General features: G+C 67.8%; 31 protein-coding genes. All 31 read right to left on the bottom strand.

The features are described 5' to 3' along the window. Positions 1-597, bottom strand: a complete 597-nt coding sequence (locus QBE02_RS07965) for an adenylate kinase (protein ID WP_279367808.1) — start codon at positions 595-597, stop codon at positions 1-3. Continuing rightward, a complete protein-coding gene (secY, locus tag QBE02_RS07970) occupies positions 594-1,916 on the bottom strand; it encodes a preprotein translocase subunit SecY (RefSeq protein ID WP_056226277.1) in 1,323 nt (440 codons plus the stop codon). Before secY ends, QBE02_RS07965 begins: the two co-directional genes overlap by 4 nt. A 109-nt stretch (positions 1,917-2,025) precedes the next feature. Then, positions 2,026-2,559 carry a 50S ribosomal protein L15 gene (gene rplO / locus QBE02_RS07975; protein WP_074696429.1) on the bottom strand — a complete coding sequence of 178 codons (534 nt, stop codon included), beginning with the start codon at positions 2,557-2,559 and terminating at the stop codon, positions 2,026-2,028. Then, a complete protein-coding gene (gene rpmD, locus QBE02_RS07980) occupies positions 2,559-2,744 on the bottom strand; it encodes a 50S ribosomal protein L30 (protein ID WP_013583998.1) in 186 nt (61 codons plus the stop codon). The genes rplO and rpmD overlap by 1 nt, the downstream gene beginning before the upstream one ends. Then, on the bottom strand, positions 2,744-3,424 hold the full coding sequence (gene rpsE, locus QBE02_RS07985) for a 30S ribosomal protein S5 (RefSeq protein ID WP_056226274.1): 681 nt from the start codon (positions 3,422-3,424) through the stop codon (positions 2,744-2,746). Before rpsE ends, rpmD begins: the two co-directional genes overlap by 1 nt. Continuing rightward, positions 3,421-3,780: a 50S ribosomal protein L18 gene (rplR, locus tag QBE02_RS07990; protein WP_056226271.1), complete on the bottom strand. Its 360-nt coding sequence runs from the start codon at positions 3,778-3,780 to the stop codon at positions 3,421-3,423. The genes rpsE and rplR overlap by 4 nt, the downstream gene beginning before the upstream one ends. A gap of 2 nt (positions 3,781-3,782) precedes the next feature. Beyond that, positions 3,783-4,319 carry a 50S ribosomal protein L6 gene (rplF, locus tag QBE02_RS07995; protein ID WP_056226268.1) on the bottom strand — a complete coding sequence of 179 codons (537 nt, stop codon included), beginning with the start codon at positions 4,317-4,319 and terminating at the stop codon, positions 3,783-3,785. Positions 4,320-4,325: 6 nt separating this feature from the next. After that, the gene (gene rpsH, locus QBE02_RS08000; protein WP_013584002.1) at positions 4,326-4,724 is read right to left on the bottom strand and encodes a 30S ribosomal protein S8; all 399 of its coding nucleotides are present in this window, start codon (positions 4,722-4,724) and stop codon (positions 4,326-4,328) included. Between the two features lie 92 nt (positions 4,725-4,816). Further along, positions 4,817-5,407 (bottom strand): 50S ribosomal protein L5, encoded by a 591-nt coding sequence (rplE, locus tag QBE02_RS08005; protein ID WP_279367809.1) that lies wholly within the window; start codon positions 5,405-5,407, stop codon positions 4,817-4,819. A gap of 2 nt (positions 5,408-5,409) precedes the next feature. Continuing rightward, complete coding sequence (gene rplX, locus QBE02_RS08010; RefSeq protein WP_279367810.1) at positions 5,410-5,769, bottom strand: 50S ribosomal protein L24; 360 nt, start codon at positions 5,767-5,769, stop codon at positions 5,410-5,412. Positions 5,770-5,771: 2 nt separating this feature from the next. Beyond that, positions 5,772-6,140 carry a 50S ribosomal protein L14 gene (gene rplN, locus QBE02_RS08015; protein WP_013584005.1) on the bottom strand — a complete coding sequence of 123 codons (369 nt, stop codon included), beginning with the start codon at positions 6,138-6,140 and terminating at the stop codon, positions 5,772-5,774. Between the two features lie 35 nt (positions 6,141-6,175). Continuing rightward, on the bottom strand, positions 6,176-6,502 hold the full coding sequence (gene rpsQ, locus QBE02_RS08020; RefSeq protein ID WP_056226259.1) for a 30S ribosomal protein S17: 327 nt from the start codon (positions 6,500-6,502) through the stop codon (positions 6,176-6,178). Further along, positions 6,502-6,813, bottom strand: a complete 312-nt coding sequence (gene rpmC / locus QBE02_RS08025) for a 50S ribosomal protein L29 (protein WP_056226256.1) — start codon at positions 6,811-6,813, stop codon at positions 6,502-6,504. The genes rpsQ and rpmC overlap by 1 nt, the downstream gene beginning before the upstream one ends. Next, the gene (gene rplP / locus QBE02_RS08030) at positions 6,813-7,232 is read right to left on the bottom strand and encodes a 50S ribosomal protein L16 (protein ID WP_056226254.1); all 420 of its coding nucleotides are present in this window, start codon (positions 7,230-7,232) and stop codon (positions 6,813-6,815) included. Before rplP ends, rpmC begins: the two co-directional genes overlap by 1 nt. Then, the gene (gene rpsC / locus QBE02_RS08035; protein ID WP_013584009.1) at positions 7,232-7,990 is read right to left on the bottom strand and encodes a 30S ribosomal protein S3; all 759 of its coding nucleotides are present in this window, start codon (positions 7,988-7,990) and stop codon (positions 7,232-7,234) included. The genes rplP and rpsC overlap by 1 nt, the downstream gene beginning before the upstream one ends. Further along, positions 7,990-8,388 (bottom strand): 50S ribosomal protein L22, encoded by a 399-nt coding sequence (gene rplV / locus QBE02_RS08040; RefSeq protein ID WP_013584010.1) that lies wholly within the window; start codon positions 8,386-8,388, stop codon positions 7,990-7,992. Before rplV ends, rpsC begins: the two co-directional genes overlap by 1 nt. A 22-nt stretch (positions 8,389-8,410) precedes the next feature. Continuing rightward, entirely contained in the window at positions 8,411-8,692 is a 282-nt protein-coding gene (gene rpsS / locus QBE02_RS08045) for a 30S ribosomal protein S19 (RefSeq protein WP_013584011.1), read from the bottom strand. Between the two features lie 12 nt (positions 8,693-8,704). Next, complete coding sequence (gene rplB, locus QBE02_RS08050; protein ID WP_013584012.1) at positions 8,705-9,544, bottom strand: 50S ribosomal protein L2; 840 nt, start codon at positions 9,542-9,544, stop codon at positions 8,705-8,707. A gap of 24 nt (positions 9,545-9,568) precedes the next feature. Then, a complete protein-coding gene (rplW, locus tag QBE02_RS08055; protein ID WP_056226248.1) occupies positions 9,569-9,868 on the bottom strand; it encodes a 50S ribosomal protein L23 in 300 nt (99 codons plus the stop codon). Further along, complete coding sequence (gene rplD, locus QBE02_RS08060; RefSeq protein ID WP_056226247.1) at positions 9,865-10,527, bottom strand: 50S ribosomal protein L4; 663 nt, start codon at positions 10,525-10,527, stop codon at positions 9,865-9,867. The genes rplW and rplD overlap by 4 nt, the downstream gene beginning before the upstream one ends. Positions 10,528-10,529: 2 nt before the next feature. Beyond that, the gene (gene rplC / locus QBE02_RS08065; RefSeq protein ID WP_056226244.1) at positions 10,530-11,189 is read right to left on the bottom strand and encodes a 50S ribosomal protein L3; all 660 of its coding nucleotides are present in this window, start codon (positions 11,187-11,189) and stop codon (positions 10,530-10,532) included. Between the two features lie 8 nt (positions 11,190-11,197). Next, positions 11,198-11,506, bottom strand: coding sequence for a 30S ribosomal protein S10 (gene rpsJ, locus QBE02_RS08070; RefSeq protein ID WP_013584016.1), 309 nt, complete (start codon positions 11,504-11,506; stop codon positions 11,198-11,200). A gap of 443 nt (positions 11,507-11,949) precedes the next feature. Next, positions 11,950-12,165: a hypothetical protein gene (locus QBE02_RS08075; protein ID WP_056226241.1), complete on the bottom strand. Its 216-nt coding sequence runs from the start codon at positions 12,163-12,165 to the stop codon at positions 11,950-11,952. Between the two features lie 179 nt (positions 12,166-12,344). After that, positions 12,345-13,538, bottom strand: a complete 1,194-nt coding sequence (gene tuf, locus QBE02_RS08080) for an elongation factor Tu (protein ID WP_056226238.1) — start codon at positions 13,536-13,538, stop codon at positions 12,345-12,347. Between the two features lie 161 nt (positions 13,539-13,699). After that, the gene (gene fusA / locus QBE02_RS08085; protein ID WP_056226235.1) at positions 13,700-15,814 is read right to left on the bottom strand and encodes an elongation factor G; all 2,115 of its coding nucleotides are present in this window, start codon (positions 15,812-15,814) and stop codon (positions 13,700-13,702) included. An 87-nt stretch (positions 15,815-15,901) separates the two neighbouring features. Continuing rightward, positions 15,902-16,372, bottom strand: a complete 471-nt coding sequence (rpsG, locus tag QBE02_RS08090) for a 30S ribosomal protein S7 (RefSeq protein ID WP_013584050.1) — start codon at positions 16,370-16,372, stop codon at positions 15,902-15,904. Between the two features lie 5 nt (positions 16,373-16,377). Further along, positions 16,378-16,746 carry a 30S ribosomal protein S12 gene (gene rpsL / locus QBE02_RS08095; protein ID WP_013584051.1) on the bottom strand — a complete coding sequence of 123 codons (369 nt, stop codon included), beginning with the start codon at positions 16,744-16,746 and terminating at the stop codon, positions 16,378-16,380. A gap of 355 nt (positions 16,747-17,101) precedes the next feature. Continuing rightward, on the bottom strand, positions 17,102-18,175 hold the full coding sequence (locus tag QBE02_RS08100; protein ID WP_279367811.1) for a hypothetical protein: 1,074 nt from the start codon (positions 18,173-18,175) through the stop codon (positions 17,102-17,104). Further along, positions 18,172-19,731, bottom strand: coding sequence for a DUF5684 domain-containing protein (locus QBE02_RS08105; RefSeq protein ID WP_279367812.1), 1,560 nt, complete (start codon positions 19,729-19,731; stop codon positions 18,172-18,174). Before QBE02_RS08105 ends, QBE02_RS08100 begins: the two co-directional genes overlap by 4 nt. Then, the gene (locus tag QBE02_RS08110) at positions 19,728-22,238 is read right to left on the bottom strand and encodes a DUF3488 and transglutaminase-like domain-containing protein (protein WP_279367813.1); all 2,511 of its coding nucleotides are present in this window, start codon (positions 22,236-22,238) and stop codon (positions 19,728-19,730) included. Before QBE02_RS08110 ends, QBE02_RS08105 begins: the two co-directional genes overlap by 4 nt. Continuing rightward, complete coding sequence (locus QBE02_RS08115) at positions 22,235-23,611, bottom strand: DUF58 domain-containing protein (RefSeq protein WP_347710276.1); 1,377 nt, start codon at positions 23,609-23,611, stop codon at positions 22,235-22,237. The genes QBE02_RS08110 and QBE02_RS08115 overlap by 4 nt, the downstream gene beginning before the upstream one ends. Between the last annotated feature and the right edge of the window lie 24 nt (positions 23,612-23,635).

A 23,635-nucleotide genomic window follows, 5' to 3' on the forward strand; every position in this document is an offset into this window, starting at 1 on the left:
TCAGGCGGCCGGGGTCGCGGCGATGCCGCGCGCTTCGAGGGCAGCGAAGATCCGGGCCGTGACCTCGTCGAGGCTGCCCACCCCGTCGATCTCGTCGACGATGCCGCGCGTGCCGTAGACGTCGAGAATGGGAGCCGTCTCGCGCTCGTAGATCCCCAGACGGGTCGCGATCGCCTCTTCGGTGTCGTCGGCGCGGCCCTGCTCAGCGGCGCGGGCGGTGAGACGCGACAGCGACTCCTCTCGGGGCACCACGAGCGCGATCACGGCATCGAGGGACTCGCCGCGGCCCTCGAGGAACTCGTCGAGGTGCATGACCTGCGCGAGGTTGCGGGGGTACCCGTCGAGCAGGAATCCCCCGGCGGCGTCGTCCTGCGCGAGACGGTCGCGCACGACGGCGCTGGTCAGCTCGTCGGGAACGAGGTCGCCTCCATCGATGATGGACTTCACCTGTAGGCCGAGCTCCGTGCCGTCCTTGACGTTGGCGCGGAACACGTCACCCGTGGAGACGACCGGGATGCCGAAGGCGTCGCCGACGCGGACGCCCTGGGTTCCCTTGCCCGAGCCCTGCGGCCCGACGATCAGAAGGCGAGCGGTCATCGCAGCAGCCCTTCGTAGTGGCGCTGCTGAAGCTGCGCGTCGATCTGCTTCACCGTCTCGAGGCCGACACCCACGATGATGAGGATCGAGGCTCCGCCGAAGGGGAAGTTCTGGTTGGCGCCTACCGTGGCCAGCGCCACCAGAGGCAGCAGCGCGATCAGACCGAGGTAGATCGAGCCCGGCAGCGTGATGCGGGTGAGCACGTAGTCGAGGTACTCGGCGGTGGGGCGTCCGGCGCGGATGCCCGGGATGAACCCGCCGTACTTCTTCATGTTGTCGGCGACGTCGACCGGGTTGAACGTGATCGCCACGTAGAAGTACGCGAAGCCGATGATCAGGAGGAAGTACACGAGCATGTACAGCGGGTGGTCGCCACGCGTCAGGTACTGGGAGATCCAGGTCACCCACGGGGCTGGCTCCTGGCCCGCCTGCGGCTGGTTGAACTGGGCGATGAGCGCCGGGATGTACAGCAGCGACGAGGCGAAGATGACCGGCACGACACCGGCCATGTTGACCTTGATCGGGATGTACGTGTTCGTGCCGCCGTAGGTGCGGCGTCCGACCATGCGTTTGGCGTACTGCACCGGGATTCGACGCTGCGACTGTTCGACGAACACCACGAGCGCCACGATCACGATGCTGACGGCGAGCACGAGGAGGAAGACCTCGACGCCGCGGGCGTTGAGGATCGAGATCATCGCGCCGGGGAACGTGGCGGCGATCGAGGTGAAGATGAGGATCGACATGCCGTTGCCGACGCCGCGCTCGGTGACGAGCTCGGCGAACCACATGACCAGGCCGGTGCCGGCGGTCATCGTGATGATCATGAGCAGCTGCGCCCACCAAATGTCGTTGGTGAGGAGCTGCTGGCACTCGGGCACACCGGCGGAGCCGAAGAGCTGGCCCGAGCGCGCCACCGTGACGAGCGTCGTCGACTGCAGAAGAGCGAGCGCGATCGTGAGGTAGCGGGTGTACTGCGTGAGCTTGGCCTGACCCGCCTGACCCTCTTTGTAGAGGGTCTCGAAGTGCGGGATGACCACGCGCAGCAGCTGCACGATGATGGTCGCCGTGATGTACGGCATCACCCCGAGGGCGAAGATCGACAGCTGCAGCAGAGCGCCACCGGAGAACAGGTTGACCAGGGAGAGCAGACCCTCGGTACCACCCGACTGGTTCAGACACTGCTGAACGTTCGGGAAGTCGACGAAGGGCGTCGGCACGTGGGCACCCAGCCGGTAGATGGCGATGATGCCCAGCGTGAAGGCGATCTTCCGCCTCAGGTCGGGCGTGCGGAAAACCCGCGCGATGGCGCTGAACAAGGGAGATTCCTCCAGAACGATCTCGGCACGCGACGGGGCGCACACCAAATCAGACTAACCCAGAAGGGGCCGACGGCCGTAAGGCCGCCGGCCCCTCCAGGGTCGGGCGTCAGTTGACGGAGCCGCCAGCGGCGACGATCTTCTGCTCAGCGGAGCCGGAGACCTTGTCGACCGAAACGGTCAGCGCGACCGAGATGTCGCCGGTGCCGAGCACCTTGACCTTCTCGTTCTTGCGGACGGCGCCCTTGGCCACCAGGTCGGCGACGGTCACGTCGCCACCCTGCGGGTAGAGCTCGCCGAGCTTGTCCAGGTTCACGACCTGGTACTCGACGCGGAACGGGTTCTTGAAGCCGCGGAGCTTCGGGGTGCGCATGTGCAGCGGCATCTGCCCACCCTCGAAGCCGACCTTGACCTGGTAACGGGCCTTGGTTCCCTTGGTACCGCGACCCGACGTCTTACCCTTCGAGCCCTCACCGCGACCCACACGGGTCTTGGCGGTGCGGGCGCCCGGGACGGGACGCAGGTGGTGGACCTTGAGCACGCCGGGGCGCGCCGCGGGGGCTTCCTTCTTCTCGGCCGTCTTACGAGCCGATGCCTTCTTCGGGGCGTCGACCGTGGCGGTCTCGTCCTTCTTGGCAGCCATTAGTCGATCTCCTCAACCTTGACGAGGTGGGCGACGGTCTTGACGTAACCGCGCGTCTGCGCGTCGTCGGGACGGACGACCGAGTCGCCGATCCGCTTGAGACCGAGCGAACGCAGCGTGTCACGCTGGTTCTGCTTCTCGCTCACCTTGGACTTGATCTGCGTGACCTTCAGACGCTCGGCCATCAGGCACCTACCTTCTGAGCGGCGGCCTCGGCGCGCACGAGGCGGGCCGGGGCGACCTGGTCGAACTCCAGGCCACGGCGGGCGGCCACGGCGCGGGGCTCCTCGAGCGACTTCAGCGCCTCGACGGTCGCGTGCACGATGTTGATCGTGTTCGACGAGCCGAGCGACTTCGAGAGGACATCGTGGATGCCGGCGCACTCGAGGACGGCGCGGACGGGACCACCGGCGATAACACCGGTACCGGCAGCGGCGGGGCGCAGGAGCACCACACCGGCAGCGGCCTCACCCTGGACGGGGTGGGGAATGGTCGAGCCCGAGCGGGGGACGCGGAAGAAGTTGCGCTTGGCCTCTTCGACACCCTTCGAGATGGCGAGGGGGACTTCGCGGGCCTTGCCGTAACCGACACCCACGACGCCGTTGCCATCGCCCACGACGACGAGCGCCGTGAAGCTGAAGCGACGGCCACCCTTGACCACCTTCGACACGCGGTTGATCGTCACGACGCGCTCGAGGAACTGGCTCTCGTTGCGGTCGCGCGAACCACGGTCGCGCTGGTTGGTGTTGCGCTCGCGACCACCGCGACGCGGCTCGCGCTCACGCTCGGCGGGGGCCTGAGCCGCAGCCGCACCCTCAGCCGGTGCAGTCTGCTCGGTCACTTCGGTCTCCTTGTTGTCACTCACAGGTTCAGCCCTCCTTCGCGAGCTCCGTCGGCGATCGCGGCGACACGACCGGCGTAACGGTTACCGCCGCGGTCGAACACGACGTCGGACACGCCGGCGGCCTTCGCACGCTCGGCGACGAGCTCGCCGACCTTGCGGGCCTTGGCGGTCTTGTCACCGTCGAAGCCGCGCAGGTCGGTCTCGAGGGTGGAGGCGGAGGCCACGGTGTGGCCCTTGCTGTCGTCCACGACCTGGACGAAGACGTGGCGAGCGGAACGCGTCACCACGAGGCGGGGGCGTAGCTCGGTACCGACGATCTTCTTGCGAAGACGAAGGTGGCGACGCGAGCGAGCGACGGACTTTGTCTTGACAGCCATGGCTACTTACCACTCTTTCCGGCCTTGCGGCGCACGACCTCGCCCGCGTACCGCACACCCTTGCCCTTGTAGGGCTCGGGCTTGCGGATCTTGCGGATGTTGGCGGCGGCCTCGCCGACGGCCTGCTTGTCGATGCCGCTCACGGTGACCTTGTTGTTGCCTTCGACCGTGAGGGTGATGCCGGCGGGCGGGTCGATCAGGACGGGGTGCGAGAAGCCGAGGGCGAACTCGATCGAGCTCCCCTTCTGCGCCACGCGGTAACCCGTACCGACGACCTCGAGGCCCTTGGTGTAGCCCTCGGTGACACCGATGATGTTGTTGTTGATGAGAGTGCGGGTCAGGCCGTGGAGCGACCGCGACTCGCGCTCGTCGTCGGGACGCGTGACGAGAACCTGGTTCTCTTCGACCGCGACCTCGAGGGGCTGGGCAACGGTGAGCGCGAGCTCGCCCTTGGGGCCCTTGACGGAGACCTCCCGGCCGTTCACCGAAACGGTGACACCGGCGGGGATGTCGATGGGAAGACGTCCAATACGCGACATGTCAGATCACCACACGTAGGCGAGAACTTCTCCGCCCACGCCCTTCTGCTCGGCCTGACGGTCGGTGAGGAGACCGGAGGAGGTGGACAGGATGGCGACGCCGAGGCCACCGAGGACCGTGGGGACCTCGGTCGACTTCGCGTACACGCGGAGGCCGGGCTTCGACACGCGCTTGATGCCGGCGATCGACCGCTCGCGGTTCGGGCCGTACTTCAGCGTCATGTTGAGGGTCTGGCCGACGCGAGCGTCTTCGACGCTCCAGTCGGCGATGTAACCCTCCTGCTTGAGGATGGCGGCGATGTTCGTCTTGAGCTTGGAGCTCGGCATCGACACGGAGTCGTGGTGCGCCGAGTTCGCGTTGCGCAGACGGGTCAGCATGTCTGCGACCGGGTCTGTCATCGTCATGTGTTGCTTCTTTCGATCATGAGGTTTCGACTGCCGTTACGCGACAGTCGACCTTCTATGAGGGGCCCCCGGAAACCCGGGGGCCCGAGGTGTCAGGCCTGCGCGTCGGCCGACTGGAAGGGGAAGCCGAGCTGGCGGAGCAGCGAGCGACCCTCGTCGTCGGTCTTGGCGGTGGTGACGATGGTGATGTCGAAACCACGCACGCGGTCGATGCGGTCCTGATCGATCTCGTGGAACACGGACTGCTCCTGGAGACCGAAGGTGTAGTTGCCGTTGCCGTCGAACTGCTTGGCCGACAGTCCGCGGAAGTCGCGGATGCGGGGCAGGGCGAGGTTGACGAGGCGGTCCACGAACTCCCACGCACGGTCGCCACGGAGGGTGACGTGCGCACCGATGGCCTGGCCCTCGCGCAGCTTGAACTGCGCGATGGACTTGCGGGCCTTGGTGACGATGGGCTTCTGACCGGTGATCTTGGTGAGGTCGTCGACCGCCCCATCGATCACCTTGCTGTCACGAGCCGCCTCACCGACACCGGTGTTCACGACGACCTTGACCAGACCGGGGATCTGCATGACGTTCTTGTAGCCGAACTCGTCCTGCAGCGCCTTCTTGATCTCGGCGTTGTACTTCTGCTTCAGGCGGGGCTGGATCTTGCCAGCCGCCGCGGCAGTCGAGGTGCTCATGTTCAGAGGTCCTTGCCTGACTTCTTCGCGAAGCGCACGCGGACGGTGCGCTTGACGCCGTCCTTCACCTGCTCCTCGACCCGGCGACCGACACGGGTCGGCTTCTTGGTCGAGGGGTCGACGATCGCGACGTTGGAGATGTGGATCGGAGCTTCGAAGGTCTCGATGCCGCCGGTCTTGGTGCCGCGCTGGGACTGACCCACGCGGTTGTGCTTGGTGACGTGGTTCACGCCCTCGACGATGACGCGGTTCTGCTCGACGAGGACCTCGAGGACCTTGCCCTGCTTACCGCGGTCGCCGCCGCGCTCGGGCTTGGCACCCGAGATGACCTGAACCAGGTCGCCCTTTTTGATTTTCGCCATGATCAGATGACCTCCGGGGCGAGCGAGACGATCTTCATGAACTTCTTGTCGCGAAGCTCACGGCCGACCGGTCCGAAGATACGGGTGCCGCGGGGCTCCCCGTCGTTCTTCAGGATCACGGCGGCGTTCTCGTCGAACTTGATGTACGAGCCGTCGGGACGGCGGGTCTGCTTGACGACACGGACGACGACGGCCTTGACCACGTCGCCCTTCTTGACGTTTCCACCGGGGATCGCGTCCTTGACCGTGGCGACGATGACGTCACCGAGGCCGGCGTAGCGACGGTTGGACCCGCCGAGCACGCGAATGGTGAGCAGCTCCTTGGCGCCGGTGTTGTCGGCGACCTTCAGCCGGGATTCGTTCTGAATCACTTTTTACTCCTTGGATTCCAAGTAAGCCGCGAGGCTTACTTGGCCTTCTCGAGGATCTCGACCAGGCGCCAGCGCTTGGTGGCGCTCAGCGGACGGGTCTCGTTGATGACGACGAGGTCGCCGATGCCCGCCGAGTTGGACTCGTCGTGCGCCTTGACCTTCGAGGTGCGGCGGATGACCTTGCCGTAGAGCGGGTGCTTCACACGGTCCTCGACCTCGACGACGATGGTCTTGTCCATCTTGTCGCTGACGACGTAGCCACGACGCGCCTTGCGGTAACCGCGGGCGTTCTCGTCGCGAACGTCGTTCTCGGAGTGCTCGTGACCGGCGACCTGCGCCTCGGCCTTCTTCGCGGTAGCCATTACTCCGCCTCTTCCTTCGCGGCGTCGTCAGCGGAGTCCGCCTTCTTCGCCTTGCTCTTCTTCGCCTTCGTCGCCTCGACCGGGGCCGGGGTGGCGCGGATGCCGAGCTCACGCTCACGGATCACGGTGTACAGACGCGCGATGTCGCGCTTGACTGCACGGATGCGACCGTGGCTCTCGAGCTGGCCGGTGGCCGACTGGAAGCGCAGGTTGAACAGCTCTTCCTTGGCCTTACGCAGCTCCTCGACGAGGCGCTGGTCTTCGAACGTGTCGAGCTCGCTCGGGGCGAGCTGCTTGGTGCCGATCGCCATTACGCGTCGCCCTCCTCGCGCTTGATGATGCGTGCCTTCAGGGGCAGCTTGTGAATTGCTCGGGTCAGAGCTTCGCGAGCGAGCTGCTCGTCGACGCCCGCGACCTCGAAGAGGACGCGGCCCGGCTTGACGTTCGCAACCCACCACTCGGGGGAACCCTTACCCGAACCCATGCGGGTTTCGGCGGGCTTCTTCGTGAGGGGGCGGTCGGGGTAGATGTTGATCCACACCTTTCCACCGCGCTTGATGTGACGCGTCATGGCGATACGAGCGGACTCGATCTGACGGTTGGTCACGTATGCGGGGGTCAGCGCCTGGATCCCGAACTCACCGAACGACACCTGGGTGCCACCGGTGGCCTGGCCCGAACGGCCGGGGTGGTGCTGCTTGCGGTACTTGACCTTGCGGGGGATGAGCATTACGCCGACGCTCCTTCTGCCACGGGGGCCTCGTTACGAGGGCCACGACGACGGTCGCCGCCGCGGTCGTCACGACCGCGGGACTTGGGCGCGTTGGCCTGCTCGCGGGCGAGCTCCTTGTTGGTGAGGTCACCCTTGTAGATCCAGACCTTCACGCCGATGCGGCCGAAGGTGGTCTTGGCCTCGTAGAAGCCGTAGTCGATGTTCGCGCGCAGGGTGTGCAGGGGCACACGGCCTTCGCGGTAGAACTCCGAGCGGCTCATCTCGGCGCCGCCCAGGCGGCCCGACACCTGGATGCGGACACCCTTGGCACCGGCACGCTGCGCGCCCTGGAGGCCCTTGCGCATCGCGCGACGGAACGCCACGCGAGCGGTGAGCTGCTCCGCGACACCCTGAGCGACCAGCTGAGCGTCGGCCTCGGGGTTCTTGACCTCGAGGATGTTCAGCTGGATCTGCTTTCCGGTGAGCTTCTCGAGGTCGGCACGGATGCGCTCGGCCTCGGCGCCGCGGCGACCGATCACGATGCCCGGACGGGCGGTGTGGATGTCGACGCGGACACGGTCACGCGTGCGCTCGATCTCGATGTTGCTGACACCGGCGCGGTCGAGCGAGGTGGTCAGCAGGCGACGGATCTTGATGTCCTCGGCGAGGTAGTCGGCGTAACGCTGACCGGCCTTCGTCGAGTCCGAGAACCACCGCGACACGTGGTCGGTCGTGATGCCGAGGCGGAAGCCGTACGGGTTGACTTTCTGTCCCATTACTTGCTCGCCTTCTTGTTGGCGCGAGCCGGGGCCGCTTCAGCGGTCTCGGGCGTCGCGAGCACGACCGTGATGTGGCTCGTGCGCTTCTTGATCTGGAAGGCGCGACCCTGAGCGCGGGGCTGGAAACGCTTGAGCGTCGTGCCCTCGTCGACGTACGCGTTCTTCACGTACAGGTCGGCGTCATCCAGGTACTCGTTCGTCTTGTCGGCCGTGACGCGAGCGTTCGCGATGGCCGAGGCGACGAGCTTGTAGATCGGCTCGCTCGCGCCCTGCGGCGCGAACTTCAGGATCGCGAGGGCCTCTTCGGCCTGCTTGCCCTTGATGAGGGCGACGACGCGACGAGCCTTCTGAGGGGTCACGCGGATGTGTCGCACACGTGCGATGGACTCCACCATTTCTCTCTCCTCCTCGGTCGCCTTAGCGGCGACGGCCCTTCTTGTCGTCCTTCACGTGGCCGCGGAAGGTGCGGGTGGGCGAGAACTCGCCCAGCTTGTGGCCGACCATGGTCTCGGTCACGAACACGGGGATGTGCTTGCGACCGTCGTGCACGGCGATGGTGTGTCCCAGCATGGCGGGGATGATCATCGAACGGCGCGACCAGGTCTTGATGACGTTCTTCGAACCGGCTTCGTTCTGCGAGACGACCTTGCGAAGCAGGTGCTCGTCGACGAAGGGGCCCTTCTTAAGGCTGCGAGGCATCTTCCTCTACTCCTACTTGCGCTTCTTGCCGGCGGTGCGACGGCGGACGATGAGCTTGTCGCTCTCCTTGTTCGCGTGGCGGGTGCGGCCCTCGGCCTTACCCCACGGCGACACAGGGTGACGACCACCGGAGGTCTTACCCTCACCACCACCGTGCGGGTGGTCGACCGGGTTCATGGCGACACCACGCACGGTCGGGCGGACGCCCTTCCAGCGCATGCGGCCGGCCTTGCCCCAGTTGATGTTCGACTGCTCGGCGTTGCCGACCTCGCCGATCGTCGCGCGGCAGCGGACGTCGACGTTGCGGATCTCGCCGGAGGGCAGACGCAGCTGCGCGTAGGGGCCGTCCTTCGCGACCAGACGCACGGAGGCGCCGGCCGAACGGGCCATCTTCGCGCCGCCACCGGGACGGAGCTCGATCGCGTGGATCACGGTACCGGTGGGGATGTTGCGCAGCGGCAGGTTGTTGCCGGGCTTGATGTCAGCACCGGCACCCGACTCGACGACGTCGCCCTGCGACAGCTTCGCCGGAGCGAGGATGTAGCGCTTCTCACCGTCGGCGTAGTGCAGCAGCGCGATGCGCGCGGTGCGGTTGGGGTCGTACTCGATGTGAGCGACCTTGGCGTCGATGCCGTCCTTGTCGTTACGACGGAAGTCGATCAGACGGTACTGACGCTTGTGTCCACCACCGATGTGGCGGGTGGTGATGCGGCCCTGGTTGTTGCGGCCACCGGTCTTCGACAGCGGGCGCAGCAGCGACTTCTCAGGCGTCGATCGGGTGATCTCGGCGAAGTCGGCCACCGACGAGCCGCGGCGACCGGGGGTCGTGGGCTTGTACTTGCGAATAGCCATTGTTCTTGTCCTCTATCCCGACCGTCAGCCGACAGACGTGAAGATGTCGATGGTGCCCGACTTGAGCGACACGATGGCGCGCTTGGTGTCCTTGCGCTTGCCGATGCCGAAGCGGGTGCGACGGGCCTTGCCGACGCGGTTGATCGTGTTGACCGAGGCCACCTTGACGCCGAAGATCTTCTCGATGGCGAGCTTGATCTCGGTCTTCGACGAACGGGGGTCCACCAGGAAGGTGTACTTGCCCTCGTCGATGAGCGAGTAGCTCTTCTCCGAGACGACCGGCTTCAGGATGATGTCGCGCGGGTCCTTGTTGACGGTGGTCATGCCGAGACCTCCTCGGTGGCTGCGGACTTCGACGCGACGAACGCGTCGTAGGCGGCCTTGGTGAAGACGATGTCGTCGGAGACGATCACGTCGTAGGTGTTCAGCTGGCCGACGGTCAGCACGTGGACGTACGCGAGGTTGCGGACGCTCTTGATCGTCAGCTCGTCGTCGCGGTCGATGACCACGAGGACGTTCTTGACGGCACCGAAGGCCTTCAGCGCGGCGGCAGCGGCCTTGGTCGAGGGGGCACCCTCGATGGCGAAGCTGTCGACGATGTGCAGACGCTGCCCACGAGCACGGTCGCTGAGCGCACCCAGGAGGGCGGCCGCGATCATCTTCTTGGGGGTGCGCTGGCTGTAGTCGCGGGGCTTGGGGCCGTGGACGATGCCACCACCGGTCATGTGCGGCGCGCGGATCGAGCCCTGGCGGGCGTTACCCGTGCCCTTCTGCTTGAAGGGCTTGCGACCGGCGCCGGAGACCTCGCCACGACGCTTGGTCGAGTGCGTGCCCTGGCGAGCCGCGGCGCGCTGCGCCACGACGACCTGGTGGATCAGCGGGATATTCGTCTTGACGTCGAAGAGCGCGGCGGGCAGCTCGACAGAGCCGGCCTTCTTGCCGTCGGCCTTCACGACGTCGAGCGCGAGAGTCGAGTCAGCCATGATCAGGCACCCTTCACTGCGTTGCGGACGTAGACGATGCGGCCACGAGCACCGGGGACGGCGCCCTTGACGAGCATGAGTCCCTTCTCGGCGTCGACGGCGTGCACCGTGAGGTTGAGGACGGTCACGCGCTCGCCACCCATACGGCCGGCCATGCGCATGCCCTTGAAGACGCGGCTCGGGGTCGACGAGGCGCCGATCGAGCCGGGCTTGCGGTGGTTGCGGTGCGCACCGTGCGATGCGGAGACGCCCTTGAAGTTGTGACGCTTCATCACACCGGCGGTGCCCTTGCCCTTGCTGGTGCCGACGACGTCGACCAGCTGGCCGGCCTCGAACAGACCGTCGACGGTGAGCTCCTGGCCCAGCGCGTAGTCTGCGGCGTCAGCCGTGCGCACCTCGGTGAGGTGGCGGCGAGGGGTGACGCCCGCGGCGTCGAAGTGAGCCGTGAGCGGCTTGTTCACCTTGCGGGGGTCGATCTGGCCGTAGCCGATCTGAACGGCGTTGTAGCCGTCCTTCTCGAGCGAGCGCAACTGGGTCACGACGTTCGGCGCGACCTCGATGACGGTGACGGGAACGAGCTTGCCGTTCTCGTCCCACACCTGGGTCATGCCGAGCTTGGTGCCGAGGAGGCCCTTGGAGATCTTGGAGTTGATGTCAGCCATGTCGAACCTCAGAGCTTGATCTCGATGTTGACATCGGCAGGAAGGTCGAGGCGCATCAGCGAGTCGACGGCCTTGGGCGTCGGGTCGATGATGTCGATGAGGCGCTTGTGGGTGCGCATCTCGAAGTGCTCGCGGCTGTCCTTGTACTTGTGGGGCGACCGGATGACGCACACGACGTTCTTCTCGGTCGGAAGGGGAACCGGGCCCACCACGGTGGCACCGGCACGGGTCACGGTGTCGACGATCTTGCGCGCCGACGAGTCAAGCCCGGCGTGGTCGTACGACTTCAGGCGAATGCGGATCTTCTGTCCCGCCATTGTCTGCTCTCTCTCTTTCTCGCGTCTTACCCGACCTGGGGCATTGGACGCACGGTGGCGCTGTCGCGCCCTGGCACTTCCCCTCGCTTTCGCGAGAGATGCTGCACCGCTGTTCAGCTGTGAAACCGGATGCCATGGCATCCGGCCCGCCCCTCGCACGCACGCGCGCGAATCTCACGAGAAGATGAAGGGGGTTCGGTGTGGCGTTCTGCTGCCCGCGGCCCAGGACCCTGCGCTGACGCGCCGCCTGTGCACTGCCGAGACAGTGATCCTGGCGCACGCCGAGCGCGCACCGGAGTGTGGAACTGGACTAGTCTACGTACCGCTCGGGCGAGTCGCAAACCCGGGCGTGTCGCGCCCGGCCGATGCTCAGCAAACCGCAGTCCGAACGACAGCGGCGCCGCCCCGACGCTCGGGGACGGCGCCGCTCCAGGCTGCGTTCGTCAGGCGTTGCCGATGTGCTTGTCGACGTTCGCTCGGGTCTCGTCGACCTTCGCGTGGTGTTCCGCGGGAACGACCTTCTTGATGGCGTCGGCCGCTCCGTCGAGCACCTTGTCGCTGACCTCTTCGGCCTTCTCGCTCTTCAGAGCCTCTTCGATCTTGTCGCGGTTCTCGTCCAGGAGCTTCTTGCCCTTGGCGATGATGTCGTCCACTCCCATGCGCATCTCCTTCGCAGACACGGCCGGCGATTCCGCCGACTCTCGCCTCATTGTGGTCACGGACCGGCGTGGAACGGAACCCCCGGCTTCGGAGATCGCACTCGAGGGAAAATCCCTCGCGGGAACGACAAAGGCCGGGCCCGAAGGCCCGGCCTGTGCCGAGTGAAGTCTGGAAGGACTTACTTGAGGATCTTGGTGACGGTACCGGCACCGACGGTGCGGCCACCCTCACGGATCGCGTAGCCGAGGCCCTCTTCCATGGCGATCGGCTGGATGAGCTCGACCGACATCTCCGTGGTGTCACCGGGCATGACCATCTCGGTGCCCTCGGGCAGCGTGATGACGCCGGTCACGTCGGTGGTGCGGAAGTAGAACTGCGGGCGGTAGTTCGTGAAGAACGGGTTGTGGCGGCCGCCCTCTTCCTTGGACAGGATGTACGCCGTGCCCTCGAAGTTGGTGTGCGGGGTGACCGAACCGGGCTTCACGACGACCTGGCCGCGCTCGACGTCGTCACGCTTGGTGCCGCGGAGGAGCAGACCACAGTTCTCGCCGGCCCAGGCCTCGTCGAGCTGCTTGTGGAACATCTCGATACCCGTGACCGTGGTCTTCTGCGTCGGGCGGATGCCGACGATCTCGACCTCGGAGTTGATCGCGAGGGTACCGCGCTCGGCGCGACCCGTGACGACCGTTCCACGACCGGTGATGGTGAAGACGTCCTCGATGGGCATGAGGAACGGCTTGTCCTTGTCACGCACCGGGTCGGGGATCGACTCGTCGACGGCTTCCATGAGCTCGACGATCGCGTTGACCCACTGCTCGTCGCCCTCGAGAGCCTTGAGGCCCGAGACGCGGACGACGGGGGCGTTGTCGCCGTCGAAGTCCTGCGACGACAGCAGCTCGCGGACCTCGAGCTCGACGAGCTCCAGGATCTCCTCGTCGTCGACCATGTCGCTCTTGTTCAGCGCGACCAGCAGGTAGGGAACGCCGACCTGCTTGGCGAGCAGAACGTGCTCACGGGTCTGAGCCATCGGGCCGTCGGTGGCGGCGACCACGAGGATCGCGCCGTCCATCTGAGCGGCACCGGTGATCATGTTCTTGATGTAGTCGGCGTGACCGGGCGCGTCGACGTGAGCGTAGTGACGCTTCGGGGTCTCGTACTCGACGTGCGAGATGTTGATCGTGATACCGCGCTGACGCTCTTCCGGCGCCGAGTCGATCGACGCGAAGTCGCGCTGAACGTTGGTGGCCGACGGGAACTTGTCGGCGAGCACCTTCGAGATGGCAGCGGTGAGCGTGGTCTTGCCGTGGTCGACGTGACCGATCGTTCCGATGTTCACGTGCGGCTTGGTCCGCTCGAACTTGGCCTTAGCCACTGGGTCCTCCTCAGGACGTTGGTTGCGAGGTCTCGGGCACTGGATTGCGACCGGTTCTTCGCGGGGATGGTTCTCAGATTACTAGAGAGTCGGTATTCAGTTTGAGCGGATGCCGGGAACCTGAGCAGAACCCGGGGTTCCCGGCATCCATGAGAGCGGTTTTACTCGCCCTTGTTCTTCTGGATGATCTCGTCGGCGACGGCCTTCGGGACATCGGCGTAGCTGTCGAACTCCATCGAGTAGACGGCGCGACCCGAGGTCTTCGAGCGCAGGTCACCGATGTAGCCGAACATCTCGGACAGCGGCACGTTGGCCCGGACGACCTTGACGCCGGCGGCGTCTTCCATCGACTGGATCTGGCCACGACGCGAGTTCAGGTCGCCGATGACGTCGCCCATGTACTCCTCGGGAGTGCGGACCTCGACGGCCATGATCGGCTCGAGGATCGTGGGGTTCGCCTTGCGGACGGCCTCCTTGAAGCCCATGGAGCCGGCGATCTTGAACGCCATCTCCGAGGAGTCGACGTCGTGCGAGGCGCCGTCGAGGAGGATCGCCTTGACACCCACCATGGGGTAGCCGGCGAGCACGCCGACGTTCATGGCGTCCTGGAAGCCCTGGTCGGTCGGCGAGATGTACTCGCGCGGGATACGACCACCGGTGACCTTGTTCTCGAACTCGTAGGTCTTGTCGGCCGTGACCTCGAGGGGCTCGATCGCGAACTGGATCTTCGCGAACTGACCCGATCCACCGGTCTGCTTCTTGTGCGTGTAGTCGTGGCGCTCGACCGACTTGCGGATGGTCTCGCGGTACGCGACCTGCGGCTTTCCGACGTTGGCCTCGACCTTGAACTCGCGCTTCATGCGGTCGACCAGGATGTCGAGGTGTAGCTCGCCCATGCCCTTGATGACGGTCTGACCGGTCTCGGAGTTCTGCTCGACGCGGAACGTCGGGTCTTCCTCCGCGAGCTTCTGGATGGCGACACCCAGCTTCTCCTGGTCGGCCTTGGTCTTGGGCTCGATGGCGACCTCGATGACCGGCTCCGGGAACGTCATCGACTCGAGGACGACCTGGTTGGCCGGGTCGCACAGGGTGTCACCGGTGGTGGTGTCCTTGAGGCCGATGACCGCGTAGATGTGACCGGCGGTGACCGAGTCGACCGGCATCTCCTTGTTGGCGTGCATCTGGAAGATCTTCCCGATGCGCTCCTTCTTGCCCTTGGTCGCGTTGACGACCTGGGCGCCGGAGTCGAGGTGACCCGAGTACACGCGGATGTAGGTGAGGCGACCGAAGAACGGGTGCGTCACGATCTTGAACGCGAGAGCCGCGAAGGGCTCCTCGCGGTCGGCGTGGCGCTCGATGACGATCTCTTCGTCCTTGGGGTCGTGGGCCTCGATGGCCGGCACGTCCAGGGGCGAGGGGAGGTAGTCGACGACCGCGTCGAGCATGGGCTGCACGCCGCGGTTCTTGAACGCCGAACCGCAGAGCACGGGGTAGAGCTCCGAGTTGATCGTCATCTTGCGGATGGCGCCCTTGATCTCGGCGACCGTGAGCTCCTCGCCACCGAAGAACTTCTCGAGGAGGGCGTCGTCGGACTCGGCGACGGTCTCGAGGAGCTGCTGGCGGTACTCGGCCGCCTTGTCGGCGAGGTCGGCCGGGATCTCCTGGATCTCGTACTTGGCGCCCATGGTCACGTCACCCTTGGCGTCGCCGGGCCACACCAGTGCGCGCATCTCGACGAGGTCGATGACGCCGACGAAGTCGTTCTCGGCACCGATCGGCAGCTGGATGACCAGCGGCTTGGCCTTCAGGCGGTTGACGATGGTGTCGACCGTGAAGTAGAAGTCGGCGCCCAGCTTGTCCATCTTGTTGACGAAGCAGATGCGGGGGACGTCGTACTTGTCGGCCTGACGCCACACGGTCTCGGACTGGGGCTCGACGCCCTCTTTGCCGTCGAAGACGGCGACGGCGCCATCGAGCACGCGCAGCGAGCGCTCGACCTCGACCGTGAAGTCGACGTGACCGGGGGTGTCGATGATGTTGATCTGGTTCTTGTCCCAGAAGCAGGTCACAGCAGCGGAGGTGATCGTGATGCCACGCTCCTGCTCCTGCTCCATCCAGTCGGTGGTCGCCGCACCATCGTGCGTCTCACCGATCTTGTGGTTGACGCCCGTGTAGAACAGGATGCGCTCGGTCGTCGTGGTCTTGCCGGCATCGATGTGGGCCATGATGCCGATGTTGCGGACCTTGTGAAGGTCGGTGAGCACGTCTTGTGCCACGGGTGTCTTCCTTACCTGTTGGGAGGTTGATGCCGGGCCCATCGGAGGGTCCGCGACCGGGGTGCGGTCACGGACCCTCCGCGGGTTTTACCAGCGGTAGTGCGCGAAGGCGCGGTTCGACTCGGCCATCTTGTGGGTGTCTTCGCGGCGCTTGACCGCGGCACCGAGGCCGTTCGAGGCGTCGAGGATCTCGTTCTGCAGACGCTCGGTCATCGTCTTCTCACGACGACCCTTCGCGTAGCTCACGAGCCAGCGCAGCGCGAGGGTGTTCGCACGGTGCGGCTTGACCTCGACGGGAACCTGGTAGGTCGAGCCACCGACGCGGCGGCTCTTGACCTCGAGGGTGGGACGGACGTTGTCGAGCGCCTTCTTGAGCGTGGCGACGGCGTCCTGGCTGTTCTTCGCCTCGACACCCTTGAGGGCGTCGTAGACGATCGACTCGGCGATGGACTTCTTTCCGTCGACGAGGATCTTGTTGACCAGCTGGGTGACGACGGGAGCGCCGTACACCGGGTCGTTGACGACGGGACGCTTCGGGGCAGGACCCTTACGAGGCATGTTTCTCAGCCCTTCTTCGCGCCGTAGCGGCTGCGAGCCTGCTTACGGTTCTTGACAGCCTGGGTGTCGAGTGCACCGCGGACGATCTTGTAACGGACACCGGGGAGGTCCTTGACGCGACCGCCGCGAACCAGCACGAGCGAGTGCTCCTGCAGGTTGTGGCCCTCGCCGGGGATGTAGGCGGTGACCTCGGTGCCGTTGCGCAGCTTCACGCGGGCGACCTTGCGCATGGCCGAGTTCGGCTTCTTGGGGGTCGTGGTGTACACGCGGGTGCACACGCCGGCCTGCTGGGGGTTCGACTTCAGCGCGGGAGCCTTGGTCTTCGAGACCTTCGGCGAGCGGCCCTTGCGAACCAACTGCTGAATGGTTGGCACGTTCTCTCCTTGATTGGCTGGACGTTTCCTCGCGGTGGCGCCCAGGGTGCTGCACGGTGACAGCGTCGTGTCTCCCCCGTCATGTCGCTCATCTTGCGAATCGTGACGTGTCGGGCTCACGTGTGATCCACCGCGCGCCAGAATGATCTAGCGCGATTCGTGGTGGATATGCCGTGGGGGCGACCTGTTCGCAGGCCGATCCCTGAGATGGTGCGAGCGTTGATCCGAACGACCCACCCGAAGGCATGACGCACGGCGCGCGTGAACGCACACCCGGTCAATGATACGCGTTCCCCGGGACGTGGGCAAACGAGTACGGGTCCGGTCACTGGGAGTATCCCGGATGCCGTGCCCCTCAGCCTGTCAGCAGCAGGACGGCCCCGACGATCGAGGCGACGAGCACCACTGCGACGACCGCGACGAGGACGATGACGCGGCCGGCGCCCCGGTTCGCGCGCGGACGGACCGTCCCGACGTCCGGGGCCGACGGCGCTCGGACGGCGGCGACACGCTCCACTCGCGCGGGCGCCTCGCGTCGCGGTCCGTACGACTCCGTGGCGAGAGCGGCGGGAACACGGGCATCGCGAACGGCTCCCTCGACCACCGGTTCCGTCCGCTCCCCTGCCGCTTCGCGACGACGACGGCGCGAGCCCGAGGCGGTCTCGTCGTCGACGTCCGCGGCGGGACGCGCGCGCGTGGCCTCGTCGAGCGGATCCGGGTCGGAGCTCCGGCGACGGGTGAGCTCGTCGGGGACCACACCCTCCGCCTCCGGCGTCGATCGGCTCCGCGTCGCCTCGTCGGGAACGGCCGCGTCGAGCGGGGGACGCGTGGTGGCGCGCCGCGGAGCCGTGGTGCCCACCTCGTCGTCGGCGGGACCGGCCCGGCCGGGAAGTGCGGGTCGCGTCGGGGGCGTAGCGATGGTCGCGTCGTCAAGCGCCTCACGACGCGAGACGACCGTCGCGTCGTCGGGAAGATCCACCCGCGATCGCGACATCTCACCCGCCGGCACCTCCGCGCGCGACACGATCGTCTCGTCGTCCGGAAGCTCCACCCCCGAAACCGAGGGCTCCTCCCCCGGCGCCTCACGACGCGACACGACCGTCGCCTCGTCCGCACGCTCCACCAGCGAAACCGAGGACTCCTCCCCCGGCGCCTCACGACGCGACACGACCGTCGCCTCGTCCGCACGCTCCACCCGCGAAGCCGAGGACCCCTCCCCCGGCGTCCGCCGCGAGACGTACGTCTCGCCCTCGGGGGCGTCGGCCGCCGACAGAACCGTGTCGTCGTCCGGGGTGTCCCGACGGGACAGGACCGTCTCGTCGGCGAGCTCGTCGTCCTCCGCCGGCGGCGGGGTCGGCCACGATCGGAGTCGCCCTGCCCAGAGCGTGACCTCGTCGGGGTCGTCCGGGCGGTCGTACGGGCCGCTCACGCGTCGCTCCGCGAGAGGCGCACCTCCGCGTCACCGAGGAAGAAGCGCTCACCGGCTTCGATCTCCTCGCCCGGAGGGGCCTCGACCTCGGTACCCATGAGCGTGGCGAAGAGGACGCCGTTGGTGGAGTGCAGATCGGTGACGTACCAGGTGTCGCCGCGGAGCTCGAGACGCGCGTGGGTCTTGGAGACCGTCCGCGTCTCGTCCGAGATCGGCACGAGCTGCGCATCCGGATAGGCGGAGTCGGGGCCGGGACGGCGACCCAGGATCACCACCGCGGAGGTGAGATCGACGGGCGTGCCACTCGGTGGCACGAGAGCCCACGGGATCCGCTTGCGACGCGTGACGACGGTCCGATCGAGGGCGTCGAAGTCGTCCTCCGCCGACACCGCCGGAACCTCGGGCTGCGTGTAGAGCGCCGACACCGACGTGCGCGCGGAGCGGGGGGAGCCGGCATCCGGAGCCTCAGCCACCGCGGAGACCGCCTCGGACAACTCGGGGAACTCGTCGAGGGCCGCGGCCACCGAGGGGCGAGGAGCGGGGACCACGTCGGGTGCGGGGCGGGTGAGGGGCACGTCCGCGATGGGCGCCGACGCGGCGCCCTGCGAGGAACGACGCGGCGGGTTGGCCCACGGAGCGACGGGGTCGGACTCCTCCTCCACTTCGTCGGTCGGAGCGGGCGAGGGCGTCGGTGCGACCACGGGCGGCGCCCAGGTAGGGACGACCGCCGGCGGTTCGGCGACGTGGGAGCGCGGAGCCTCGGGCGCCGCGGACGGAACCGACGGGGCGGCGGGGGCGGCTGCGGGACGGTCGTCCTCGACAGGTGAGCCGTCGCGCAGGGCGTCGAGCACCTCGAAGACGGACGTCGCGGGCGCGGCGTCGCGGGACTGCCCGACCCGCTCGTCCTCTGCACGAGGGCGCTCCGCCGCGGGCGCGGGGACGTGAGCCGGCGGGGCCCAGTCGTTCACCGAGGGAACCGCGTCGGCGAGCGACGGCGAGGGAGCGGCGAAGGGAAGGGTGACCGGGGCGGATACCGGCGCGGGCGGCGCGGAGGGAGCCGCGGCATTCGGGGCGGGAGCCGAGGGGCCCTGTTCCGGGGTCCATCCGCCGATGAGGGGGACGTACGGACCGTCGAAGTCCTTGCCGCGACGGACGGGAGCGGAGTTCTCGTCGGGGCGGCTCGTACGGCGCTCCCCGTGCCACCGCGCGGACCCGAAGCCCAGGATGCTCGCCCAGATGACGGGGAACAACGCCCCCACGACGGTGAGGCCCGCTCCGACCCCGAACCCCGTGTTGATGCGATGCACCGCCACGATGAAGACCGCGATGAAGGCGATCCCTCCGAAGATGGGCACGAGGTTCAACAGGATCAGCCACGGCGAGAACCCGCCGAGCTTGAGCACGGTGGCCACGTTCAGGAACGGCACCCACGCCTTCCAGACGGGTTCTCCGACCTTGCGGAAAAGAGCCGCGAGGGCGAGCGCGAGCCAGACGTACAGGACGACGACGAGGGCGAATGACGTCGCCCCGAGCACCACCATGGTCGAATCGTTCATGTCGTGTCGCGTTCCACCAGGGCGGTGGAGCGCTTCCCCCTCTCGTCGCGGTGCGGCGACCCCCGCCGCGAAGGGCGTGGAGCGAGGAACCGCAGGAACGATCTCAACGATACGGCCGCACGCAGGCGCCGCCAGAAGCCCCGCTCACGGGTGAGAGTACGGCGTTCCTCGTCGACGATGCGCCAGAACGCCTCCACCTCGTCGGAATCCACCTGCTCCGACGAGAACACGGCCCGGTCGGCACCCTCGGCGAGAAGCGTTCCGGAGGGGGTGGCGAAGGCCTCCGCCACCTCGAGACGCGTCGGCGCGCGCGGAAGGGTGCGACCCGCATCGACGCCCGCGTCGACGTATTCGTCCCAGCCTCCGGCGATGGCCGTCCGCGGATCCGCGTCACGGCGCCGCCCACGACGGCGCACCGCCTTGGCGATGACGACCGCGAGGAACGGGCCGAAGAGCACGAGCAGGACGAGCAGCGAGATCCCCGCGATGCGCAGGCTCGCCCACAGCCAGGCGAGGTCGACCCCGTCGTCGGTGCGCGGGTCGTCGTTCTGGGCGTTGTCCTCCTGGACCGGCTCGGGAGGCACGACCTCCTGAACGGTGTCGGGCCGCACCTCCGTGACGTTCTCGGGATCCTGCTGCTGAGTAACCTCGAGGCTCGGCGACTGCTCCCACTGCGGGGTGACATCGATGGGAGCCCATCGGCCGTCGGATCCCTGCACCTCGGTCCACGCGGTGAGATCGCGCGCTCGACACTCCCCCGCCTCGCAGGTGGAGAGCTTCGCGTCCGTGGACACCAACCGCGTGCCCACGACCACCCGAGCCGGGAAGCCGAGCTCGTGGGCCATGAGCGCCGTGGCGACGGCGAACTGCTCGTCATCGCCGACGGCGGCGACGAAGTTACCCGAGGCGGCGGCTCGCGGGTCGTCCTCCCGCTCGAGCAGACGCTCGAACATGCGGTCGATACGGGCCAGGGAATGTCCGGACGCGCTGGGCTGGAGCTGGTACCCCTGCAGACCGGCCGCCCACTTCGGCGTCGGCCCACCCTCCGGGGCGAGGCTGTGGCTGAGGTAGCCCCGCTGACGGAGCATCTGGACCAGGCTCTGCAGGGCCGCGCCGTCGTTGCCGTTGGCGTGTTCCTGGACCCAGCGACGGAGGTTGTCTCCCCCGGCGACGCCGTCTCCCGCGCCCGGCGGGGTCATCGTGGCGAGGTCGTTGGTGACGGGCTCGACGGCGTCGAGGCGGTAGCGATCCCCCTCGACGAGCCCGCCGTCAGCGGTCTGCACGCCCGCCTCGGCGTCGGAGCTGTAGTAGAACCGGTCGGCAAGAAGGCCGCGGCGGTCTCCCTCGAACGTAGCGGACGCGAGACGGCCGGCGGTCGGCATCCAAATGCCTCCGAGATCGACGATCTCGACCTCCGCCTCGACGGGCCTGCCCTCCCCCGCATCGCGCGTCGACGGAAGGCGCACGAACCCGGCACCCTCGTTGCCGGAAGCCCGGAAGATCTCGCCGTCGTAGGCGTCGAGGGTCGCGATGCGGATGCGCTCGGGCTCCGCCCCCGTCCCGCCGACGCGGAACAGCACCTGGTCCGAGCGCGCGTCGGAGAACATCGAGCGGTACTCCGACAGGGGACTCACGGCCTCGGCGATCAGTCGCTCCGGACCGGCGGCCGATCGGAGGACCTGGCGATCCGCGTCGCGCGCGGCCGCAGGGACCACGGCGACCGTGACGGCCACCGCGACCACCAGCATCCCCGCGCCGAGGCCCAGCCGTCGGCGATCCGCACGCGAGCGCCCAGGGCCCACGGGAACGGCCGAGACGTCGCTCGCTCGGCGGAGGGCTCGCCCGCGCTCGTCCTGCGCCCTCCACGCCAACCACAGCACCGAGACCAGCAGTGCGCTGAGACCCACGAACGTCTCCACCGGCGCCGGCAGCTCGAACGAGCCGATCGACAGGGGCGCGCTGGTCGAGGTGCGCCCGAAGAAGAGGCCGAACCCGGTCATGCCCAGACCGCCCACGACCGCGAACGGCGCCCAGCGATCGCCGCGGGTGGCGAGAGCGAAGGTGAGGGCGGTCCCCACGAGGAAGATCACGAGCGCGGGGATCAACAGGTTGCGGTAGGCCCCCACCGGCAGATCGACCGTGACGAGGTCCTTCCAGGCGACGATGACGCCCGCGAACGACTCGCCCAGGCCGCGCAGGACGTCGAGGGGAGAGGTGAGCCGCGAGGGGACGGCCAGCGGAACCGCGAGCACCGTGAACGCCCCCAGCAGACCGGCGGCGAGGATCCACCCGCTCCACCGGCGCCACGACACAACCCCCACCACCGCTCCGGCGACGATGACCGACACCGCCACCAGCAGCAGGAAGGAGCCCGACGCGTAAACGGGCCAGGCGGCGACGGTGGCCAGCGCGACCGACAGCACGGTGTAGACGACAGCGGCCGCATTGCGCGGCAGGTTCGTCTCGCGCCGGCGCATCCCCGCGCGCGTGCTCCGACGCCCGCTCACGAGGTCGCCCCCCTCACCAGCAGACCCGAGAGGTCGTCGAGAGTGCCGATGGTCAGCACCCTCAGGCCCGCGATGTTCTGCATCCGCGGGTGCGCGCGCTCGTCGCAGATCACGGCGGCGACGGCCGTGTCGGCCGGGAACGCGAGGGCCGCCTGGCGCAGGCGGGTGAGCGGCACCGTGGCGCCCACGACCACGAAGGCGATCGAGAGGCGTTCGTTCGCCTCGGATGCCAATCGGCAGACGTCCTCGACCGGCATGGTGTTCTCGTGCCGCTCGATCGCGCTGAAACCGTCGAGCATCGTGCGCGGGGCCACGACGGGGATGTGGCGGATGGCGCGCAGGCGCCCCTTCACGACACGCGGGATCTCGGACCCGGTGACGATGTCGATGTCACGCGCGTCGCGCACGGCCCGAAGGCCCAGGGAGGCCGCGGCCGAGACGGCGAGCTCGTACTCGTCGGCGTCCGTGTACTCCTGCGTCGCCGCAGCGAGCACGACCGCCATCCTCGAGCGGCGCGACTCTTCGTACTGCCGCACCATGAGCCGGCCCGTCTTCGCGGTGGACTTCCAGTGCACCTGCCGGCGGGAGTCCCCGGGGACGTACTCGCGGATGGCGTGGAACGACATGTCCGCATCGACCAGTCGGCGCGTGGCGTTGCCCTCGAGGTCGCGCACGAGACCCGCGCTCGTGGAGGGCAGCCCCACCGTGCGCGGGTGCACGAACAAGTCGTGCACATCGTCGAAGGCGTGCTCGCGACGAAGCAGGCCCACGGGGTCGCTGCGCACCGTCGTGACGGGCCCGACCCGGACGACTCCGCGCGGGAGCGGGGGGATCTCGAGCGGTTCGGTGGAGCTCTGCCCGGGGCGGAGGAAGGGCACCCCGAACTCCACGAGGCCCCGGCCGACGGGGATGTCGAGGCGGCCGGGCAGCGCGGGACGCGCGCTCTCGTTGCGCACCACGATCTGTCCCGTCACACCGTTGCCGGCGGTCACGCGCTCGTGCTCGAGCGCCAGGTCGACCTCGTAGGCCCGAGCACCGAACAGGAACGGCACGCTCATGACCAGCAGGATCAGCGCCGCGCTCCCCGCGACCATCCACTCGACCCACCCGAACAGCGCGCCCAGCAGCAGGCCGACGGTCGCGGCGACCACGACCACCGCCCCGGCGGGCCGCACGGTCCGACCGGCCCATCGCACCGCGGCGGCGACGGCCTCGGTCGTGATCCGCCACCACTCCGCGACCTGGACCACCGCGCGCACGATCCGACGCTGTCGACGGACCGAGGTCGACGTGACCGAGGTGCGCGAGCCGGTCACCATCGTGCCCGCCGAGGTCCGCGTGAGACGCGACTCGGTCAGATTCAGATCGGGCACGGCTCACCCCCCGAGCGGGGTGCG

This window comes from Microbacterium testaceum (assembly GCF_029761935.1).
Lineage (GTDB): Bacteria > Actinomycetota > Actinomycetes > Actinomycetales > Microbacteriaceae > Microbacterium > Microbacterium testaceum_A.

Coding starts and splice junctions, on each gene's coding strand:
- QBE02_RS07965 (WP_279367808.1), bottom strand. CDS start 597: ATGACCGCTCGCCTTCTGATCGTCGGGCCGCAGGGCTCGGGCAAGGGA.
- rplO (WP_074696429.1), bottom strand. CDS start 2,559: ATGGCTGCCAAGAAGGACGAGACCGCCACGGTCGACGCCCCGAAGAAG.
- rpmD (WP_013583998.1), bottom strand. CDS start 2,744: ATGGCCGAGCGTCTGAAGGTCACGCAGATCAAGTCCAAGGTGAGCGAG.
- rplR (WP_056226271.1), bottom strand. CDS start 3,780: ATGGCTGTCAAGACAAAGTCCGTCGCTCGCTCGCGTCGCCACCTTCGT.
- rplF (WP_056226268.1), bottom strand. CDS start 4,319: ATGTCGCGTATTGGACGTCTTCCCATCGACATCCCCGCCGGTGTCACC.
- rpsH (WP_013584002.1), bottom strand. CDS start 4,724: ATGACGATGACAGACCCGGTCGCAGACATGCTGACCCGTCTGCGCAAC.
- rplE (WP_279367809.1), bottom strand. CDS start 5,407: ATGAGCACCTCGACTGCCGCGGCGGCTGGCAAGATCCAGCCCCGCCTG.
- rplX (WP_279367810.1), bottom strand. CDS start 5,769: ATGGCGAAAATCAAAAAGGGCGACCTGGTTCAGGTCATCTCGGGTGCC.
- rpsQ (WP_056226259.1), bottom strand. CDS start 6,502: ATGGCTACCGCGAAGAAGGCCGAGGCGCAGGTCGCCGGTCACGAGCAC.
- rpmC (WP_056226256.1), bottom strand. CDS start 6,813: ATGGCGATCGGCACCAAGCAGCTCGCCCCGAGCGAGCTCGACACGTTC.
- rplP (WP_056226254.1), bottom strand. CDS start 7,232: ATGCTCATCCCCCGCAAGGTCAAGTACCGCAAGCAGCACCACCCCGGC.
- rpsC (WP_013584009.1), bottom strand. CDS start 7,990: ATGGGACAGAAAGTCAACCCGTACGGCTTCCGCCTCGGCATCACGACC.
- rplV (WP_013584010.1), bottom strand. CDS start 8,388: ATGGTGGAGTCCATCGCACGTGTGCGACACATCCGCGTGACCCCTCAG.
- rpsS (WP_013584011.1), bottom strand. CDS start 8,692: ATGCCTCGCAGCCTTAAGAAGGGCCCCTTCGTCGACGAGCACCTGCTT.
- rplB (WP_013584012.1), bottom strand. CDS start 9,544: ATGGCTATTCGCAAGTACAAGCCCACGACCCCCGGTCGCCGCGGCTCG.
- rplW (WP_056226248.1), bottom strand. CDS start 9,868: ATGACCACCGTCAACAAGGACCCGCGCGACATCATCCTGAAGCCGGTC.
- rplD (WP_056226247.1), bottom strand. CDS start 10,527: ATGGCTGACTCGACTCTCGCGCTCGACGTCGTGAAGGCCGACGGCAAG.
- rplC (WP_056226244.1), bottom strand. CDS start 11,189: ATGGCTGACATCAACTCCAAGATCTCCAAGGGCCTCCTCGGCACCAAG.
- rpsJ (WP_013584016.1), bottom strand. CDS start 11,506: ATGGCGGGACAGAAGATCCGCATTCGCCTGAAGTCGTACGACCACGCC.
- QBE02_RS08075 (WP_056226241.1), bottom strand. CDS start 12,165: ATGGGAGTGGACGACATCATCGCCAAGGGCAAGAAGCTCCTGGACGAG.
- rpsG (WP_013584050.1), bottom strand. CDS start 16,372: ATGCCTCGTAAGGGTCCTGCCCCGAAGCGTCCCGTCGTCAACGACCCG.
- QBE02_RS08105 (WP_279367812.1), bottom strand. CDS start 19,731: ATGAACGATTCGACCATGGTGGTGCTCGGGGCGACGTCATTCGCCCTC.